The following is a 17,475-nucleotide window of genomic DNA, read 5'->3' on the forward strand; positions in this document are numbered from 1 at the left end:
GCGCGATAGCACGAATGCTCATCCCCGGAGGCGCATATGGGCATCAACACCGAACGTGACATTCAAGCCAACTTGCAGATCGGCCCGACCGATCAGGGCATGGTGCGCCTGTTCATCGAAGCCGACGGCCTGGAAGTCCCGATGGACTTTGACCCCGAAGAAGCCGAAGAGATTGCGGATGAAATTCGAGCCGCTGCGCAAGCCGCACGCGCGGTAAAGGGCTGATCTTTCAAAGCCTTGGATCGCGAAGCGCGTGCAGTCTACGAGCCGCGTCCGTTGCAAATTTCTGTATCATTTTCTTGCGTCGCGCCGGGGCCAGCTTGTCTTCGGGCGCCATGCGCACAATCTCGGCATCATAGGCGTCAGCAATAATAAGGCCGGTTTCCTGAGGTAGTAGGTCTGTTGGAAAATCAGTATCCACGGCCCAGAAAAACCGATCACACCATTCAAGATAGCCCTGCCATTTGGAATCCGACTGATAGTCCGCGCGGCTGGACTTGCACTCAACCACCCAAAGCTCACCCTTGGGACCCAGCCCCATAACGTCAACGCGCAACCCGCGCGCGGGCACAAACTCTTCAACAGAGACAAATCCATGCGCGCTGAGATGGCGCGCGACACCGCGTGCCAGTTTCTGTCCGGGCTGCAAGTCCAATACCATCCGGGAAATGTGAACAATTAGCGAACAAAAATCAACCCGCCTCCCCTTGCTTATCCAGTCAGCAACACCTAGTTAGACCCGTGGCGGGTTCTGCCCTTCTTGTGATTGGTAGCATTCTGGTGGCCTTAAGCAATTCCGAGGGGGCTGGCTCTGTTCAGGTCCTGGCCTGATTACCTGGCGCCCACCTGTACATACAGGTCCTCGGGAATCACACCGCACGGTTGACTGGCGGTCCCGCCACATTTTTCCAAGCTTTGGTTATTTTCCCGCAGGGGCGTCCTGGTGAACGACAGCAGGCTCATAACTGTGCACAACCGGAGAACCGCGGCGCGGGCCACCGGGTTTTTCAGCCATGCTCATGATCTTGTAAGCGAATTGCACACCGGCAAAGACGATGCCGTTCATGAACCAGATCATCAACAGCGCAATCAGTCCTATATCCGACCCAGTGATGAGGCTTCGCAGATTGGCCACGTTAAACGCCAGCAAGACACCGACAAACACCGCCGAGATCACGAAGCCCCAGGCAACCTGAGTAATATAAAGACGGATCAGTTTGGGCATTGCGGGCCTCCTTGCGCTCTGGCGTTCAGCCTAGCGCATATGGGCCCTGCGTAAAGGCGTCAGAACGCCTCGGGCTGGGCTTCGCGCGCCATGTGGTCCAGAACCGCGTTGACGAATTTTGGCTCTTTCCCTTCTGGGAAAAACGCCCGTGCGACGTCGACGAATTCGGTGATGACAACTTTGGGCGGCGTGTCGCTTTGGGTCAACTCGGCCCCTGCGGCGCGGAAGGCGGCGCGCAGGGTCGGGTCGATGCGTGCGATAGGCCATTTGGCCACCAGCGCGCGGTCGGTCATCTGGTCGATGGGGGCCTGATAGTTCACGGCGTCTTCGACCAGTTTACGGAACAGGCGGATATCGCCGTCCAACATTTCCTCACCCTCATAGACGGCGCCAAACCGGTGATCCAGAAACTCATGCACAACCTGTTCGGTCGTCTGGCCTGACTGCTCCATCTGGAACAACGCCTGCACGGCATACAGCCGGGCGGCGGATTTCATCAGGCGTTTCTGGTTGGCCGGTTTCGGCGCGTCTGTCTGGGTCATGCTGTCGTGGGTCCGTTGCTGTCGCCCGCCACAAGGATGGACTCGGACGGTGGCTTGAAGCCCACGCCCTTTTTGGAAGAGCCCCACTTACGGCTGAGCGCGATCAGATGCAAGGCCGCAGCGGCTGCTCCGCCTCCTTTATTCATCTTTTCTGGGTTCGCACGGACCTCGGCCTGTTCGTCATTCTCGACGGTCAGGATGCCGTTGCCGATCAGCAGACCCTGAAGGCCCATCAACTGAATGGCACGGCTGGAATCGTTGCAGACCGTTTCATAGTGCGTGGTCTCGCCGCGAATGACACAGCCCAGCGCAACATAGCCGTCATAGTTACACTGGCGGTCTGCCATGGCGATGGTGGTCGGGATTTCCAGCGCGCCGGGTACTTCGACCACGTCACAGGTACCACCTGCGGCCTCAATCTCGGCCTTGGCACCGGCGACCATATCGTCGGCGATAGCGCGATAGAACGGGGCCACCACCAACAGCAGTTTCACCGGCTTGTCGAAGGTTGGGGTCGGCAGGACGCCGTGTTTGTCTTGTTCAGCCACGATCAGTCTTCCTTGAGGATAGAGCGGGTGCCGACGATGGACAGGCCAAACGCGTCGAGCCCCAGATATACGGTTTCGGGCGAGTCGGTCAGCAGCACCAGTTCCTGAATGCCCATCTTGGACAGGATCTGCGCGCCCAGACCGGTTTGCTTGATAGTGCGCGGCCCTTCATCCTCGGCCGCGTACAGCGAGTTGCGCGGCTGGCGGAACAGGCAAACCACGCCGCGGCCTTCTTCGGCGATCTTCTCCATCGCGCGGGGCAATTCGCGCGAGGATTTGGGGCCAAGGCCCAGAATATCGGGCGCTTCATGCAGGGCATGGGTGCGGGTCAGTACCGGTTCAGGCGTGGTCACATCACCTTTGACCATGACGACATGTTCGATGCCATGGGTTTGATCAGTGAAAATCCGCATCTCCCATTCGCCACCATATTCGGACGTGACAGTTTCGCGCGAGGTCTCGACCACCAGATTGTCATTGCGCGAGCGGTAAGTGATCAGGTCGCTGATCGTACCGATCTTCATGTCATGGGCTTTGGCGAACTCTACCAGATCGGGCAGACGGGCCATGGTGCCATCGGCTTTCATGATCTCGCAGATCACGCCCGAGGGATTCAGCCCGGCCAATCGCGAAATATCCACGGCGGCCTCGGTATGGCCTGCGCGCACCAGCACCCCGCCCCGCTTGGCGCGCAGGGGGAAGACATGGCCGGGGGTGGCGATGGCCGCCATGGTGTTCTGTTCGTTGATCGCGGTCGCCACGGTCAGCGCGCGGTCAGCGGCGGAAATCCCGGTCGACACACCTTCGCGCGCCTCGATAGACACGGTGAACGCAGTTTCATGACGGGACGAGTTGTTCACCGCCATCATCGGCAAGCCCAGCGCATCCACCCGTTCGGCCGTCATCGGCAGGCAGATCAATCCGCGCCCATGGGTCGCCATGAAGTTGATCGCCTCGGCATCCGCGAACTCGGCGGCGATAACCAGATCGCCCTCATTCTCGCGGTCCTCGTGGTCGACCAGAATATACATCCGGCCTTTGCGCGCCTCTTCGATGATCTCTTCAATCGGGCTGATCGCGTCGCGCAATTGCGCCTCGACGGGTCCGGGGGTTTCAAAGCTCATTGGGCAGCCTTTCGCTGAGCAAGTTTGCACGGGTGGATAGACCACCACGCGCGCAAAGGCCAGTCTGCAAACGCCCCGAACCGGCCAGAACGCGGCGTCTGGTCAGGACATTTCGGCCAGACGCGCGACATAGCGGGCCAGCGTGTCAATCTCGAGGTTCACTTTGTCACCGACAGAGACGCCGCCCCAAGTCGTCACCTCCTTGGTGTGCGGGATGAAGTTGATGCCAAAATCGCAACCTGCCACGTCATTGACTGTCAGGGACGTTCCATTCAGAGCGACCGAGCCCTTGGGCGCAATGAAGCGCGCGAGGTCCTTGGGCGCACGCAACGTCACGCGGGTGCTGTCGCCCTCGTCTTCCACCGCGACAACTTCGGCCACGCCGTCGACATGACCGGATACAATGTGTCCGCCCAGTTCATCCCCGACTTTCAGAGCGCGCTCTAGGTTGACGTGCTTGCCTACCTGCCAACTGTCCAGATTGGTTTTCGAAACGGTTTCAGCGCTGATCTGAACATCGTACCAGTCATCGCCCAACGCGATAACAGTCAGACAAACACCATCGCTGGCAATCGAGGCACCGATATCAATGCCAGCCGTATCATAGGCCGTTTTGATCCGCGCTCGCAGATCGCCTTGCTGGTCCAGCTCGGTAACAGTGCCAACATCTGTAACGATCCCGGTAAACATTGCTTTAACCCTCTGCTTCTAACCTGTGACCAGTTTTCCAAGCCGAGGTAAGCGTAACCGACTGTAGGGGCAAGCCCCGCCTTGCCGTGAAGGACACAAATAGGCATAATTTCCGCACCAAAATGAAACGAGCAGCACCAATGCCACCACTCAATTCCGGCGCAGACGGCCGCGTATTCCTGTTTCTACAGGGCCCGCATGGACCGTTCTTCAGCGTACTGGGTCGCGCGCTGCGCGGAACCGGGGCTAAGGTCTGGCGCGTAGGATTCAATGCCGGTGATGAGGTGTTCTGGTTCGACCGGGGCAGCTTCGTTCCCTTCCTCGACCCTACCGACACATGGCCAGAGCGGTTTTGCAACCTCGTCGAATCCCTGAGCGTCACCGATATCGTGTTGTACGGAGACACCCGACCCGTCCACGCCCAAGCGGTCGAAATCGCGCGCGCCCGCGGCATCACCGTGCATGTGTTCGAAGAAGGATATCTGCGCCCATGGTGGATCACTTATGAGCGTTCGGGTTCCAACGGCAATTCGCGTCTGATGACACTGAATGTCAGGCAGATGGAGCGGGCGCTGGATCGCTCTGACACGCCGAAGCCGCCGCCTCCGTCGCATTGGGGTGATATGCGGCAGCACATTTTCTATGGCGCGCTCTACCATTGGTTCCTTTTGTTTCTGAACCATCGTTACAGCAACTTCCGGCGGCACCGAGAGTTACCGGTCTCAAAAGAATTCCGCTTGTACTTTAAACGGTTGATGCTGATGCCGTTTCACAGGGTTCAGCGGCGATGGGCCACGGCGCGGGCGCGCAGAAGTGGATTGCCATATCATCTGGTCCTGCTTCAGTTGGGGCATGACAGTTCGGTTCAGACCCATTCGGAATACACCTGCATGTCCGACTTTCTCGAACATGCGATCCAAGGTTTTGCTGAAGGCGCACCCCGGCATCACCAGCTTGTCGTAAAAGAGCATCCGCTGGAAAACCATCGCGAACCCTTGCGACGCAAAACCCGCTTTTTTGCCGAGAGATACGGGATCGCGGATCGGGTCCATTATGTTCCGGGCGGAAAATTGGCGAAACTGCTGGATGATGCGAATTCCGCAGTTACGATCAACTCGACAGCAGGTCAGCAAGTTTTGTGGCGTGGCATCCCTATTCGCACCTTCGGCACATCGGTCTATGACAAACCGGATTTCGTGTCAGAACAACCTATTGCAGAGTTCTTTGCCCGTCCTGATCCGCCCGGCCACGACGCCTATCAGGTATATCGGGACTTTCTTTTGAAAACCTGCCAGGTGCCGGGCGGCTTCTATTCCAGACACGGTCGACGCCAGTTGCTGCGCCGCGTCGCGGATATGATGCTCAATCCACACGATCCTTACCATTCGGTCCTTACTGAGACAGAGACTCAGACGACACAGTTAAGAATAGTGGAAGGAAACGAACAGGTTGATGCTGGAAGTTGCGAGAAGAAACAGATAGCGTAACGCAAACAAAAAAGACTGAGGATATTCGGCAGTGCAGAGCTTTCCAATCCAATGGATACGGGGGGTTTCCCTTGTGGCCGCGCTTGGCCTTCTGGCGGCGTGTCAACTTCCAAAGTCCGGCCCCAGCAAGAACCAGATTCTGGCCGGGTCCGTCGAAAACGGTGGCAACGCCTTCGTTGTAGAAGTCGATGATCGTGTCGCGCAGGCCACGTCCGCGATTCCACAATTCGGTTTTCCCGCCTCGTTTCAAAGCGCGCAGAGCTTGGCCGCCGACACGGTGCGACCGGGTGACGTGTTGGGATTGACCGTGTGGGAAAACGTCGATGACGGCCTGTTGACGGGACCAACCGGGGCCGCAACTGCGCTGAACGAGGTTCAGGTTGACAGTGACGGGTTTATCTTTGTGCCCTACGCGGGGCGCGTCCGTGCCGCCGGGAACACTCCGGAGCAGTTGCGCATGCAGATCACCCAAGAGCTCAAGGATCAAACACCCGACCCGCAAGTCGAAGTGCGCCGTATCGCGGGTGATGGATCAACCGTTTCACTGACAGGCACTATCGGGGCGCCGGGCATCTACCCAATTGAACGTCCCACGCGCACCCTGACGGGCATGCTGTCCCAGGCTGGTGGTGTTGCTGTTGGGTCGGATATTGCACTGGTGACGCTTATTCGCGGCAACGAACGGGGAACGGTTTGGTACGAGGACCTGTTCAGCAACCCTCGGATGGATGTGGCCTTACGCGGCGGCGACCGTATTCTGGTTGAGGCTGACGCGCGGTCTTATATCGCATTGGGTGCCACTGGCGGACAGTCGCGTGTTGCCTTTGACAGTCAGGACCTGTCCGCGCTGGAAGCGCTTGCTCAGGTTGGCGGCTTGCAGTCCTTGTCTTCGGACCCAACAGGCATTTTCGTTCTGCGGCGAGAGCGGCAGGACATCGCACGCACAGTTATGGGGCGAGCGGATTTGCAAGGGGATCAACGTATGATCTATCTGCTGAACCTGACTGCCCCGAACGGGCTTTTCGTGGCCAGAGACTTTGTCATTCGCGACGATGACACGATCTATGTGACCGAGGCGCCCTACTCACAGTGGAGTAAGTCAATTTCCCTTATCGCGGGCGGGCTGACACCCTTCGCGAACGTCGCCACGCTTACGGGCGGCTGATGTATCCCGAGACATCGGCCGGGGCGGATCGCACCCGACTGTTTGTTTACAACGGCGGTTTTCTAACTGAGCGGCGCATACGCCGAATTCTGACGCTTGCCGGATATGACATCCGACTAGGTCTTCCCAAGGACGGCGATGTTGTCGGCATTTGGGGCAACAGCCCAACGGCCCATCGCGGCCTAAACATAGCCGAGAAGCATAACGCGCCCCTTCTCAGGGTCGAGGATGCCTTTATACGATCGCTGCATCCTGGGCGAAGTGGCGAGGCGCCGCTGGGCCTGCTGTTGGATCAAACCGGGTTGCACTTCGATCCGGCCCAACCGTCGGATCTTGAAACGCTTCTGAGTTCGCATCCGCTGGACGATACCGCCCTGCTGAACAGGGCGCGTGGCGGGATCGCCCGTATGAAAGAGCTCCACATCAGCAAGTATTCCGCGTTTGATACGGCCCTTTCACCGCCCGACCCCGGATATGTTCTGGTCGTGGATCAGGCGCGCGACGACGCATCCGTCACCGCCAGCAAAGGCGACGCTGCCCGGTTCCGCGAGATGCTTGTCATGGCGCAGGAAGAAAACCCGGGCGCACGCGTTTTGATTAAAGCCCACCCAGAAACGATCGAAGGGCATCGCCCCGGGTATTATTCTGAACAGGACTTGTCCGACCGGGTCACACTCTTTGACGCACCACTCAGCCCCTGGACGCTGTTGGAAGGTGCCGTCGGCGTTTATACTCTGTCGTCCCAACTGGGGTTCGAAGCCATCCTCGCCGGGCACAAACCCCGCATATTTGGCGAGCCGTTCTATGCCGGTTGGGGATTGACACAGGACGAACATTTTTTTCCCCGCAGGCAGCGCACCTTGACCCGCGCGCAGTTGTTTGCAGCCGCGATGGTTCTGTACCCAAAGTGGTATGATCCGTTTCAGGATCAATTGTGCGAGTTCGAAACGGTTCTCGACATTCTTGAGGCGCAAACGCGCGCTTGGCGGCAGGATCACAAAGGTTGGACAGCCTCAGGTATGCGGCTGTGGAAGCGCAAACATCTGCAACAGATCTTCGGGCGCGAAAAGAAAATGCGGTTCACGACCGAGGCCCCTGAAAATCCAGACCAGCCGCACATGGTGTGGGGCAATCACGCACGCGATGCCGGGCATGTTACGCGGGTCGAAGATGGTTTTCTCCGGTCCCGAGGGCTTGGCGCGCGTCTTGTGCCACCCCTGTCTCTGGCAACCGACGACATCGGAGTCTACTACGACCCTACCCGTCCGAGCCAGCTTGAGGAGATGATCGCCCGGCGGGAAACCCTGCGTCCCGATCAGCAAATCCGAGCTGAAAAACTTATCTCGCGCATCGTGTCTGCGAACGTCAGCAAGTACAATACGGGTGGGTCATGCCCGGAATTGCCCGAGGGTCACCGGATACTCGTCCCCGGTCAGGTAGAGGATGATGCGTCAATCCTTCTGGGCACCAACAACGTGCGGACAAATCTCGAACTGTTGCGAACGACGCGCGAGGCGAACCCAGACGCCGTCATCGTCTACAAGCCTCACCCGGATGTCGAAGCTAAGCTGCGCGAAGGCGAGATTGACACGGCAGGTCTTGCTGACGTCGTTGCAGTGAACTCAGACCCCGCACTGTTGCTTACCCAAGTGCAAGAAGTCTGGACCATGACGTCGCTGCTGGGGTTTGAGGCGCTTTTGCGCAGTGTCAGCGTTACGACGCTTGGCGGGCCTTTCTATGCCGGTTGGGGGCTGACCCAAGATCTGGGGTCCGTTCCTGCGAGACGCGGAGCGCGCCCATCATTGTTGGGTTTGGTCCACGCGTCTTTGATTGACTATCCACGCTACCTGGACCCCGTAACTGGCCAACCCTGCCCCGTTGAAGTTGCCTTACAGCGTTTGGCGGACGGTTATGGGGCGACAGGCGGCGCGTCTGTTCGACTACTGTCTAAACTACAGGGTGTTTTTGCCACGCACGCGCATTTCTGGCGCAGAGGTTAGCGGAAAGATCGCGTCCAGCGGTGCAGCACATCCGGCCCAACGGCCCGCGCCTCCAACAATTCGAACCGAGGTGCGGAGTTCAAAGTCTCTAGCCCCAGTGAACCGATTGCAGACAAGCCTTCTGCACCGATTGTCAGGCCAGCACTGAATCCGACTAACTCATCGACAAGGTCTTCGGCCAATAGTGACGCCGCAAGCGCCGACCCTCCTTCGCAGAAGACACGGGTCAGACCGGCCTGCCCCAACTGCTGCAAAAGGTCCGTGGCATCAATCTGGTGATCATTCAACGCGCAAGGGATCAGCGTCGCGCCAAGCCCTTCCCACGCACGTGCACGCTCGGGGTCCGGCGACGGGCCATGGCACAGCCACAACGGAATCTGAGCTGCGGTTCTGGCAAGTTGGCCGATCAACGGAATGTCCAGATGGCGCGAGACAACAACCCTGACAGGCTGGTTGTCTATTCCAAGATCGCGGACATTCAGCGACGGGTCATCTGCCCGCGCGGTTCCTGCCCCGACCATCACCGCATCATGCCGGGCCCGCATCGCATGAACCACACGTCTTGCCTTGGAGCCGGTTATCCACTGGCTATGACCGCTTGAGGTCGCGATCCGGCCGTCAAAGCTGCTGGCCAGTTTGAGGGTCACAAAAGGCCGCCCCTGTTCAGTTTTCAGGAAGAACCCCGCATGATCCCGGGCCGCTTGATCGGCGAGAACCCCGGTCGTCACCTCTATTCCCGCATCACGAAGCATCGCAAAGCCCTGCCCGGCCACGCGCGGATCGCTGTCTTCGATCGCAGAAACAACGCGTGAGACACCAGCCGCGATCAGGGCTTCGGCGCAGGGCGGCGTCTTGCCATGATGTGAGCACGGCTCAAGTGAAACATATGCTGTCGCTCCGCGCGCTGCTTCTCCGGCTTGCCTCAGAGCTTCGGTTTCGGCGTGGGGCCGTCCGCCCGGTTGCGTCCAGCCGCGCCCGACGATCCGACCGTCGTGCACGACAACGCAACCAACAGCCGGGTTTGGCCAACACGTTCCTTGACCGCGCTGACCCAAGGACAGGGCCAACGCCATATATCGCTTATCTGTTTCGATCACTCGTCTGACGAAGGCTGCGGCGGTCGCAACTCGTGGACGAACTCCTCAAAGTCATCGGCCGCCTGGAAATTCTTGTACACGCTGGCAAAGCGAACATAAGCCACCGTGTCAATCCGCGCCAGAGCCTCCATCACGATCTCGCCGATCTTGCTTGAGGGGATATCGGTTTCACCCATGCTTTCCAGACGGCGCACAATGCCAGAGATCATCTGGTCAATGCGATCCGGCTCAATCGGGCGTTTCTGCATCGAAATGCGGATCGAACGTTCCAGCTTGTCACGATCGAAATCTTCGCGCTTGCCGTTGGTCTTGATCACAACCAAGTCGCGCAACTGTACGCGTTCATACGTCGTGAACCGTCCGCCACACGCCGGACAGAAGCGACGTCTGCGGATCGCAACGTGATCCTCAGCCGGACGTGAATCTTTGACCTGAGTGTCGATATTTCCGCAAAACGGGCAGCGCATCCGCCGTCTCCTCGTCCCTTTGTCCACCTCTTTTTGTAAGCGCTACGGCTTACTTATCCACAACTATAGGGCAGCCGCTAGGGTTTGGGTAGTCGGAAATTTTCACCGCAAGATAAAGGGTTCAGGCAAAATGCGCGGCGACCCTTCTATTGTGTGCCATCGCACGATGCTCGAACAGGTAAACGCCCTGCCACGTTCCCAACATCGGCTGCCCGTTCGTTACCGGAATGCTGAGGGAAACCGGTAAAAGAGCGGCCTTGATGTGCGCAGGCATATCGTCGGGGCCTTCGTAGGTATGACGCAGGTAAGACATAGACGGATGATCAGATGGCGGCACCAGCCTTTCAAAGAAGGCTTGCAAATCGGTCCGAACCTCGGGATCTGCGTTTTCCTGTATCACTAGTGAACAAGACGTATGCCGAACAAATAATGTCAGCAAACCGTCACCTGAGACCGAGTTAAGCCAGTTGCGCAGGTCCAAGGTGAATTCATACAACCCCGGCCCCTTCGTCGAAATAATAAACTCGGTCTGCATTTAGTGGTTCACTTAACCTCAGTTCAAGAAAGGACGGACATTACAACGCCCATTGGCACCCTGAACTGACATGCTTTCGCCGGGGTTGAAACCCGAAGTTATGAAGCTGCCTTGCTGGGGCACACCACCCGCAGGCGGTTGGGTCGAGAACTGGACGGCTGTACGGCGACCCGTTGCCTCGCTGGGGCCATAGCCACGCACGACATAGATGCGATCTTGCCAGCCCGCGCCCAGAGTTCGACGCGCAAAATCCGCAGCCGCGCACCAATATCCATCAACATCCCTGCGCGAGCGCGGGATCACTTCGAAAACCGAGTTGTTCAGCGCAACTGTCTGAAATCCGTTCCGCGCCGCTGAGGCAGAAGCAGGTGTACTCAGCAAGACCGCAGCGGTCACTGCAGTGGTGATAAACTTTTTCATAATCATACTCTTTCCTGTTACGAGGTGAATTTTGAAATAGTGTACATTCATAGCGAGCAAGACCGGTTCACAATCAATTCAGGCGCGCCCAAAATTCACGTGAGCACGCGTTAGAATGGTATCAAGTTGCGCGTGTTCTTTACAGGGCTTAGCCCCGATAACGCCAAAGAACACTGGATAATTGGCAGGTCACGTGTCGGGGAGCCTCTGGTCGTCTACGCGACAATTTGGCTGGGCTCTGACCTTCATCCCCATAAAGGTACGGACCCGACAACGCGCGGATATTAGTTGGATCGCCAACACAGGTCTTGCTGAATCCTGCCAACCTTTTACGATTTACAGTCAGTTGAAAGACTGTTCACACGGGAACCCCAGCGGGTAAACTGGTGGAAATCACAATGTATGCGCTAAAATCACATTATGGACGTTGATATTGCTCGCCTTCAATTGTTGACCAGAATGCTTGAAGATCAAGCGAACGATCCGGCTATTGTGGATCAGGTATTGGAAAAAAGTGGCCTCAGTCGCGACGACCTGACATCAGCAACTTATAGCGCTCAAAAAGAGGCGCTTTTTGTGCGGTTCGCCTGCGATGTGCTGGCCGACGCTACGTTTGCGGCCAGGGCCGGCCTACAGTTCAAATCGTCATCAAGCCTGACAGCATATATCAGTAAATACTCGCGCGATCTGAAGCAGGTACTGGAAAACGCGTCTCGGTTTCACGGCCTGATAGATCCTGCCCTAATGTTCAGCCTAAGGGTTGCGGGAAATTTCGCCGCGATCGAGGCTGAATGGAAAGATGCAAGTTATGCCCGCTATCATCGGCGAACCGAGTTTCTGTTGTTCGCGGGTCTTGCCCGCCTGCGGGACCTGACGCAATCAAACTTCTTTCCTATTGAAATTCGCTTTCAGCACGAAGTTGGAAGCAGCAGGAACAAATACCAAAGACTGGCGGGCTTTCCCGTGTTGTTTGGGGCTGAGAGGGTGGAAATCGTTTTGGCGCTGTCTTCGCTGGATCTTCCGGTTCCAACCTACGACCCAAAACTGCGCGAACATCTGCTGGAATACGGCGACCGTGTCATCGCCGAAAAGCGGCAACCGAAACAAAAGCTGCGCGCTCAAGTCGAAGGGCTGATCACCCGCTCATTGCCCGGCGCGATCATTCAATCCGAAGACGCCGCCGCAAACCTGGGACTAAGTGCCCGGACCTTTGCCCGTAGGCTCAAGGAAGAAGGCACAAGCTATCGGGAAATCGTCGAGGACCTGAGGTGCGATCTGGCCCAGACCTTTATCACCAACGGAATGCCTCTGTCCGAGATTGCGTTCTCGTTGGGGTATGCCGATCAACCTGCGTTTTCTACGGCATTTAAAAGATGGACAGGGCAAGCCCCCAGTGCGTTTCGAAGCAGGCTGGATGTGTCGGCCAAAGCCTGAGACCGGGGGTCATTGGCGCAAACGCCTCGCCCCGGCCCGTCCCATGAGTGGACAAGCGCGATATAGAAACCCCGAGACCCTATGACTTGTGAGTTCTCGCCAATTTGAGGTTTGAACAAGACTTCGTGTTTGTGACGGATGCCCAAAGAAAAAGGCGCCTGATGTCAGGCGCCTTTTTTGATCACTGATCCAGGAAGGACCGCAGTTTGCGCGATCGGCTGGGATGTTTCAGTTTCCGCAGGGCTTTCGCTTCGATCTGACGGATACGTTCGCGGGTCACGCTGAACTGCTGGCCGACCTCTTCCAGCGTGTGATCGGTATTCATGCCGATGCCAAAACGCATCCGTAGAACCCGTTCCTCACGCGGGGTGAGCGAGGCCAGAACCCGTGTGGTGGTTTCCTTGAGGTTTTCCTGAATGGCGCTGTCCAGCGGCAGCACGGCATTCTTGTCCTCGATGAAATCGCCCAGCTGGCTGTCTTCCTCGTCGCCAATCGGCGTTTCCAGAGAGATCGGCTCTTTGGCGATTTTCATCACCTTGCGAACCTTCTCCAGCGGCATCTGCAGCTTTTCGGCCAGTTCTTCCGGCGTCGGCTCGCGACCGATTTCGTGCAGCATCTGGCGACCCGTCCGAACCAGCTTGTTGATCGTTTCGATCATGTGCACCGGAATACGGATCGTGCGCGCCTGATCCGCGATGCTCCGCGTGATCGCTTGACGAATCCACCAGGTTGCATAGGTCGAGAATTTATAGCCACGACGGTATTCGAACTTGTCCACCGCCTTCATCAGGCCGATGTTACCTTCCTGAATAAGGTCAAGGAATTGCAGGCCACGGTTCGTGTACTTTTTGGCAATCGAGATCACCAGACGCAGGTTGGCTTCGACCATTTCTTTCTTGGCCTGCCGCGCCTCTTTCTCGCCCTTCTGAACCTGCTGCACGATGCGGCGGAATTCCGGGATATCCAGACCAACATATTGGCCGACCTGAGCCATATCGTTGCGCAGTTCTTCAACCTTCGCGGTCGAGCGTTCGATGAACATTTGCCAGCCCCGGCCCGGCTTTTCGGCCATATCCGACAGCCAGTTCGGGTCCAGCTCGCGGCCACGATATGCGTCGATGAATTCCCGACGGTTGATCCGCGCCTGATCCGCCAGTTTCACCATCGCGCTGTCCAGAGACATGACCCGACGGTTGATACCATATAGCTGGTCGATCAGAGCTTCGATCCGGTTGTTATGCAGGTGAAGACCATTCACCAGCTCAACAATCTCGGCCCGCAGTTTCTGATAGGTTTCTTCGTCCTTTTCGCTGAACGAACCGTCCTCGTTCAAGGTGGCCGAAATCCGGCTGTCCTGCATTTCCGACAGCATCGAGAAGTCGGTCGAAATCCGCTCCAGCGTCGTCAGAACCTGATCTTTCAGCGCGGCTTCCATCGCGGCCAGCGACATGTTGGCCTGATCGTCGTCGTCGTCGTCGTCGTCGTTGTTCAGCGGGTTGCCGTCGGCATCCAGTTCGGGGCCGGTATTCTCTTTCGCGGGCTTGGCGGCCTGCACGTTCGAGGTATCGACCACCGGTTCTTCGACATCGCCGTCTTCGTCCATCTGGTTGCCGAACGTGGCCTCCAGATCAATAACGTCGCGCAGCAGAATGTCTTCGGACAGCAATTCATCATGCCAGATGGTGATCGCCTGGAAGGTCAGAGGACTTTCGCACAGGCCGGCGATCATGGTGTTGCGGCCGGCCTCGATCCGCTTGGCAATGGCGATCTCGCCCTCACGGCTCAGCAGTTCGACCGAGCCCATCTCGCGCAAATACATCCGCACGGGGTCGTCAGTGCGGTCCAGCTTTTCGGTCGCCGCCCCCGACAGCGCAACCTCACGATTGCTTTCCGTCGTTATCAGTTCGGTCGAACCTTTGTTTTCTTCTTCTTCGGCTTCTTCATCCTCGATGATGTTGATGCCCATCTCGGACAGCATAGACATCACATCTTCGATCTGTTCCGAACTGACCTGATCCGGCGGCAGCACCTGATTAAGCTGGTCGTAGGTGATGTAACCTTTCTCGCGGGCCTCGGCGATCATCTTCTTGACCTGGGCCTGGCTCATGTCCAGCGAGATTTCCTGTTCCTGCTCGTCGGATTTGCGGTCTTCGTTGGTATCCTTGGCGGCCATTCAATGCTCCTGCAGGGATGGGTGATTCGTACTGGCCGAATCATTAGCGCGTAGAAGTGATTCGGCCACCCGTTTACCCGTTTTTCTTTTCCAGTGCCTTACGAAAACACCACTTTACCGGCGTTTTCGCTCAAAATTGATTCCGGACATGATTGCCTCGAACGCGTCTTTCTCGTCGCGGTTGATTCGCGCGCCATTGTCGGCCACGTCGAAAACAGCCCTGTCTTCATTCTGACTGCGGCTTGTGCGGTTGCGCTCTTCTGCGGCCTGAGCCAGCCGATATGTCAGCGCCTCATCCGGCAGTTCAGACAGTTCCTCCTCGGCTTCGGCAATCTCTGCGTCCAACCCCCTGAGAGCTTTGATTTTTGCGAGTTCCTCGGCCAGTGTCATCTCGGCTTTTTCAACGTCGCCCGGTTTGAACACACAGGGGATCACTGCGACATGGCGAAGGCGCAAGAGGTTTTCAAGGGCGTCCGGCCCCAAAGTTTCAGCAATGTGGTCTTTCAAGTTATCGGGATCATCAATCGCATGGCGCAAGATCGCACCTCGCAGGGCAGCGTGATCAGGGTCACGACACTCCATCTCTTCCAATTGATGTTCAAACTGCACAACGACCTGCGGGTTCAACGCGGCAATCGCCAAGATCGCACCTTCACGCAGTTGGATTTCTGCTCCTTCCGACGAAGCTAGAAACGACGCGCGCGCACCCGGTGTTGCCGCCGGTTTGGGCTGCCATTTGCCGCGCGGCTGCCACGGGCGGTTTTGCGGCTGGCGCTGAGGCCGGAATAACTGCCAGCGTAGGTCTTTGATGGCTTGTTGATAGTGCGATTGTATGGACTTGTCTTTTATGACTTTGATCTTGTCCCAAAGTATTTTGTCCAACGCAGCCTTCCGCTCGGGGCTGTCGAATACTTTGCCCTGAGTCTCTCGCTGCCACAGCAGTTTGACCATGGGGATCGCACTCTCCAACACCGATTGCACAGCCCCCAGCCCTTCGGCACGCAGCAAGTCATCAGGATCTTTGCCCTCGGGCATCAGCGCAAAGCGCAGGGATTTGCCAGCCTCAAGCAACGGCAGCGCCAGATCAACCGCGCGCATTGCGGCGCGCAAACCGGCTGTATCGCCATCCAGTGCAATGATCGGCTCGTCCGATATCCGCCACAGCAATTGCAGCTGATGTTCGGTAATCGCCGTTCCAAGCGGAGCGACCGACGCGCCGAATCCAGCCTCGGCCAGCGCAATCACGTCCATATACCCTTCGGCAACGATCAGAGGTTGCCCCTTACCCGCAGCCTGCCGCGCGGGACCCTGATTATAGAGATTGCGCCCCTTGTCGAACAGCTCAGTCTCGGGCGAGTTCAGGTACTTGGCGTTGTCATTTGGGTCCATCGCCCGGCCGCCAAAAGCGATGCAGCGCCCGCGCGGGTCGCGGATCGGGTACATAATCCGATTGCGGAACGTGTCGTAAGGTTTTTTGCCCTTGTTCGACGGCTTCGCCAGACCTGCCCCAAGGATCAAGTCCTCGGCAACGTTCTTACCTGTCAAATGGTCCCACAACGCCTGCCATCCATCGGGGGCAAAGCCGATCTCCCACCGGTCCAACGCCTGCGCATCTAGCCCCCTGCCGGTCAGATAGTCGCGCGCAGCACTCCCTGCACCGGTCTTAAGCTGCAGGCGGAAGAACTGCACCGCCTGCTCCATGACCTCAGCCAGTTGGGCACGGCGGTCCTGCTTTTCCTGCGCCTTGGGGTCACGCTGTGGCATCGGCATTCCTGCCTCACGTGCCAGAATCTCAACCGCTTCGATGAACGAGACATTCTCGGTGTCTTTCACAAAGCTGATCGCGTCGCCTTTGGCGTGACAACCAAAGCAGTAATAGAACCCCTTTTGATCATCCACATGGAACGAGGCCGTCTTTTCATGGTGAAACGGGCACGGCGCCCACATGTCGCCCTTGCCCTGATTGGACTTGCGTTGATCCCAAATGACCTTACGCCCAACGACCTGAGACAGGCTAAGGCGTGTGCGCAGTTCATCAAGAAATCCGGGGGGCAACGACATGGGTCAAACCTGACAGAAATGAAAACGCGCGCCAAGGGGATGACGCGCGTTTGTCCACAGCGAATTACAAAACTTGTGGATTATTGCTGCAAACACAGCTCCAGCCATGCGGCAGCAAGGTCCTTTTTGCGGATATCGCGCATCTTTTGCTCATAGACCCACGGTGTGATCAGCGGAATTGCGGCATTGTAATTGTCCGGCCATGTCGGGGCTGATGCAGCAACGGCATCCGGCACGTCCCGCTCTTTCACCTTATCAAGCCGCGCTTTCTGAATCGCTGCGACGACGTCGGCCTGATATTGGCAGTCTTGTTTCTTGGCTTCCTGCGCGGCCAAAGGCGTGGCCGCAAGAAAGACAATTATTGCTAATCGCAACACGGTAGTCTCCCGGATTTGATTCCTTCTGGGCAGCTTACCCGCCACTGGGCATCCCCGCCATCGCCCATTTGCACCTGCCCGGAGTACTTTCCGAAGATACAGGGGCGGACGAACATGCACTCGACCGCCC

At 57.6% G+C, this 17,475-nt stretch carries 18 protein-coding genes; 5 read left to right on the forward strand and 13 right to left on the reverse strand.

All coding sequences use genetic code 11. The features are described from left to right. Window positions 1-36 precede the first annotated feature (36 nt). A complete protein-coding gene (locus tag RUESEDTHA_RS01345; protein WP_171122772.1) occupies window positions 37-225 on the forward strand; it encodes a DUF6324 family protein in 189 nt (62 codons plus the stop codon). 4 nt (window positions 226-229) lie between these two features. Here RUESEDTHA_RS01345 and RUESEDTHA_RS01350 read toward each other — a convergent pair whose 3' ends face one another. The 6 genes from RUESEDTHA_RS01350 to RUESEDTHA_RS01375 form a co-directional block, all read right to left on the reverse strand. Further along, window positions 230-661, reverse strand: coding sequence for an MmcB family DNA repair protein (locus tag RUESEDTHA_RS01350; RefSeq protein ID WP_180883689.1), 432 nt, complete (start codon window positions 659-661; stop codon window positions 230-232). Window positions 662-919: 258 nt separating this feature from the next. Beyond that, a complete protein-coding gene (locus RUESEDTHA_RS01355) occupies window positions 920-1,225 on the reverse strand; it encodes a hypothetical protein (RefSeq protein WP_180883692.1) in 306 nt (101 codons plus the stop codon). Between the two features lie 59 nt (window positions 1,226-1,284). After that, window positions 1,285-1,767 (reverse strand): transcription antitermination factor NusB, encoded by a 483-nt coding sequence (nusB, locus tag RUESEDTHA_RS01360; protein WP_180883694.1) that lies wholly within the window; start codon window positions 1,765-1,767, stop codon window positions 1,285-1,287. Beyond that, window positions 1,764-2,315, reverse strand: a complete 552-nt coding sequence (locus RUESEDTHA_RS01365) for a 6,7-dimethyl-8-ribityllumazine synthase (protein ID WP_180883696.1) — start codon at window positions 2,313-2,315, stop codon at window positions 1,764-1,766. The genes nusB and RUESEDTHA_RS01365 overlap by 4 nt, the downstream gene beginning before the upstream one ends. 2 nt (window positions 2,316-2,317) lie before the next feature. Further along, window positions 2,318-3,439 (reverse strand): 3,4-dihydroxy-2-butanone-4-phosphate synthase, encoded by a 1,122-nt coding sequence (gene ribB, locus RUESEDTHA_RS01370; RefSeq protein ID WP_180883699.1) that lies wholly within the window; start codon window positions 3,437-3,439, stop codon window positions 2,318-2,320. A 102-nt stretch (window positions 3,440-3,541) separates the two neighbouring features. After that, window positions 3,542-4,129 carry a riboflavin synthase gene (locus tag RUESEDTHA_RS01375; protein ID WP_180883701.1) on the reverse strand — a complete coding sequence of 196 codons (588 nt, stop codon included), beginning with the start codon at window positions 4,127-4,129 and terminating at the stop codon, window positions 3,542-3,544. Window positions 4,130-4,269: 140 nt separating this feature from the next. On the opposite strand from RUESEDTHA_RS01375, the gene RUESEDTHA_RS01380 reads away from it, so the two are divergent. Genes RUESEDTHA_RS01380 through RUESEDTHA_RS01390 form a run of 3 tightly spaced genes read left to right on the forward strand, consistent with a single transcriptional unit; the run spans window position 4,270 to window position 8,781 of the window. Further along, on the forward strand, window positions 4,270-5,616 hold the full coding sequence (locus tag RUESEDTHA_RS01380; RefSeq protein ID WP_180883703.1) for a capsule biosynthesis protein: 1,347 nt from the start codon (window positions 4,270-4,272) through the stop codon (window positions 5,614-5,616). Between the two features lie 31 nt (window positions 5,617-5,647). Then, window positions 5,648-6,781 carry a polysaccharide biosynthesis/export family protein gene (locus RUESEDTHA_RS01385; RefSeq protein WP_171122758.1) on the forward strand — a complete coding sequence of 378 codons (1,134 nt, stop codon included), beginning with the start codon at window positions 5,648-5,650 and terminating at the stop codon, window positions 6,779-6,781. Continuing rightward, the gene (locus RUESEDTHA_RS01390; protein ID WP_180883705.1) at window positions 6,781-8,781 is read left to right on the forward strand and encodes a capsular polysaccharide biosynthesis protein; all 2,001 of its coding nucleotides are present in this window, start codon (window positions 6,781-6,783) and stop codon (window positions 8,779-8,781) included. Before RUESEDTHA_RS01385 ends, RUESEDTHA_RS01390 begins: the two co-directional genes overlap by 1 nt. Here RUESEDTHA_RS01390 and ribD read toward each other — a convergent pair. The 4 genes from ribD to RUESEDTHA_RS01410 form a co-directional block, all read right to left on the reverse strand. Then, window positions 8,778-9,875: a bifunctional diaminohydroxyphosphoribosylaminopyrimidine deaminase/5-amino-6-(5-phosphoribosylamino)uracil reductase RibD gene (gene ribD, locus RUESEDTHA_RS01395; protein WP_180884570.1), complete on the reverse strand. Its 1,098-nt coding sequence runs from the start codon at window positions 9,873-9,875 to the stop codon at window positions 8,778-8,780. The two genes, RUESEDTHA_RS01390 and ribD, sit on opposite strands and share 4 nt — an antisense overlap. Next, complete coding sequence (gene nrdR / locus RUESEDTHA_RS01400; protein WP_171120987.1) at window positions 9,875-10,345, reverse strand: transcriptional regulator NrdR; 471 nt, start codon at window positions 10,343-10,345, stop codon at window positions 9,875-9,877. The genes ribD and nrdR overlap by 1 nt, the downstream gene beginning before the upstream one ends. Before the next feature lie 121 nt (window positions 10,346-10,466). Beyond that, window positions 10,467-10,880, reverse strand: a complete 414-nt coding sequence (locus RUESEDTHA_RS01405) for a secondary thiamine-phosphate synthase enzyme YjbQ (protein WP_180883707.1) — start codon at window positions 10,878-10,880, stop codon at window positions 10,467-10,469. An 18-nt stretch (window positions 10,881-10,898) separates the two neighbouring features. Beyond that, window positions 10,899-11,300 carry a hypothetical protein gene (locus tag RUESEDTHA_RS01410; protein WP_171120983.1) on the reverse strand — a complete coding sequence of 134 codons (402 nt, stop codon included), beginning with the start codon at window positions 11,298-11,300 and terminating at the stop codon, window positions 10,899-10,901. A gap of 459 nt (window positions 11,301-11,759) precedes the next feature. Between RUESEDTHA_RS01410 and RUESEDTHA_RS01415 the strand changes: the two genes are divergently transcribed. Beyond that, window positions 11,760-12,734: an AraC family transcriptional regulator gene (locus tag RUESEDTHA_RS01415; RefSeq protein WP_255431581.1), complete on the forward strand. Its 975-nt coding sequence runs from the start codon at window positions 11,760-11,762 to the stop codon at window positions 12,732-12,734. Window positions 12,735-12,915: 181 nt separating this feature from the next. Here the strand turns inward: RUESEDTHA_RS01415 and rpoD are convergent, their stop codons facing one another. The 3 genes from rpoD to RUESEDTHA_RS01430 all read right to left on the reverse strand — a co-directional run bounded on the left by rpoD (window position 12,916) and on the right by RUESEDTHA_RS01430 (window position 17,345). Beyond that, on the reverse strand, window positions 12,916-14,907 hold the full coding sequence (gene rpoD, locus RUESEDTHA_RS01420) for an RNA polymerase sigma factor RpoD (protein WP_180883711.1): 1,992 nt from the start codon (window positions 14,905-14,907) through the stop codon (window positions 12,916-12,918). Window positions 14,908-15,021: 114 nt separating this feature from the next. Then, the gene (gene dnaG, locus RUESEDTHA_RS01425; RefSeq protein ID WP_180883713.1) at window positions 15,022-16,968 is read right to left on the reverse strand and encodes a DNA primase; all 1,947 of its coding nucleotides are present in this window, start codon (window positions 16,966-16,968) and stop codon (window positions 15,022-15,024) included. 80 nt (window positions 16,969-17,048) lie between these two features. Next, complete coding sequence (locus RUESEDTHA_RS01430) at window positions 17,049-17,345, reverse strand: hypothetical protein (protein ID WP_180883715.1); 297 nt, start codon at window positions 17,343-17,345, stop codon at window positions 17,049-17,051. Between the last annotated feature and the right edge of the window lie 130 nt (window positions 17,346-17,475).

Source organism: Ruegeria sp. THAF57, assembly GCF_903914075.1.
Classification (GTDB): Bacteria; Pseudomonadota; Alphaproteobacteria; order Rhodobacterales; family Rhodobacteraceae; genus Ruegeria.

Excerpts from the sequence above, each read along its gene's own strand:
- RUESEDTHA_RS01345 (WP_171122772.1), top strand. The coding sequence starts at position 37 with ATGGGCATCAACACCGAACGTGACATTCAAGCCAACTTGCAGATCGGC.
- RUESEDTHA_RS01350 (WP_180883689.1), bottom strand. The coding sequence starts at position 661 with ATGGTATTGGACTTGCAGCCCGGACAGAAACTGGCACGCGGTGTCGCG.
- RUESEDTHA_RS01355 (WP_180883692.1), bottom strand. The coding sequence starts at position 1,225 with ATGCCCAAACTGATCCGTCTTTATATTACTCAGGTTGCCTGGGGCTTC.
- nusB (WP_180883694.1), bottom strand. The coding sequence starts at position 1,767 with ATGACCCAGACAGACGCGCCGAAACCGGCCAACCAGAAACGCCTGATG.
- ribB (WP_180883699.1), bottom strand. The coding sequence starts at position 3,439 with ATGAGCTTTGAAACCCCCGGACCCGTCGAGGCGCAATTGCGCGACGCG.
- RUESEDTHA_RS01375 (WP_180883701.1), bottom strand. The coding sequence starts at position 4,129 with ATGTTTACCGGGATCGTTACAGATGTTGGCACTGTTACCGAGCTGGAC.
- RUESEDTHA_RS01380 (WP_180883703.1), top strand. The coding sequence starts at position 4,270 with ATGCCACCACTCAATTCCGGCGCAGACGGCCGCGTATTCCTGTTTCTA.
- RUESEDTHA_RS01390 (WP_180883705.1), top strand. The coding sequence starts at position 6,781 with ATGTATCCCGAGACATCGGCCGGGGCGGATCGCACCCGACTGTTTGTT.
- nrdR (WP_171120987.1), bottom strand. The coding sequence starts at position 10,345 with ATGCGCTGCCCGTTTTGCGGAAATATCGACACTCAGGTCAAAGATTCA.
- RUESEDTHA_RS01405 (WP_180883707.1), bottom strand. The coding sequence starts at position 10,880 with ATGCAGACCGAGTTTATTATTTCGACGAAGGGGCCGGGGTTGTATGAA.
- RUESEDTHA_RS01410 (WP_171120983.1), bottom strand. The coding sequence starts at position 11,300 with ATGAAAAAGTTTATCACCACTGCAGTGACCGCTGCGGTCTTGCTGAGT.
- RUESEDTHA_RS01415 (WP_255431581.1), top strand. The coding sequence starts at position 11,760 with ATGCTTGAAGATCAAGCGAACGATCCGGCTATTGTGGATCAGGTATTG.
- rpoD (WP_180883711.1), bottom strand. The coding sequence starts at position 14,907 with ATGGCCGCCAAGGATACCAACGAAGACCGCAAATCCGACGAGCAGGAA.
- dnaG (WP_180883713.1), bottom strand. The coding sequence starts at position 16,968 with ATGTCGTTGCCCCCCGGATTTCTTGATGAACTGCGCACACGCCTTAGC.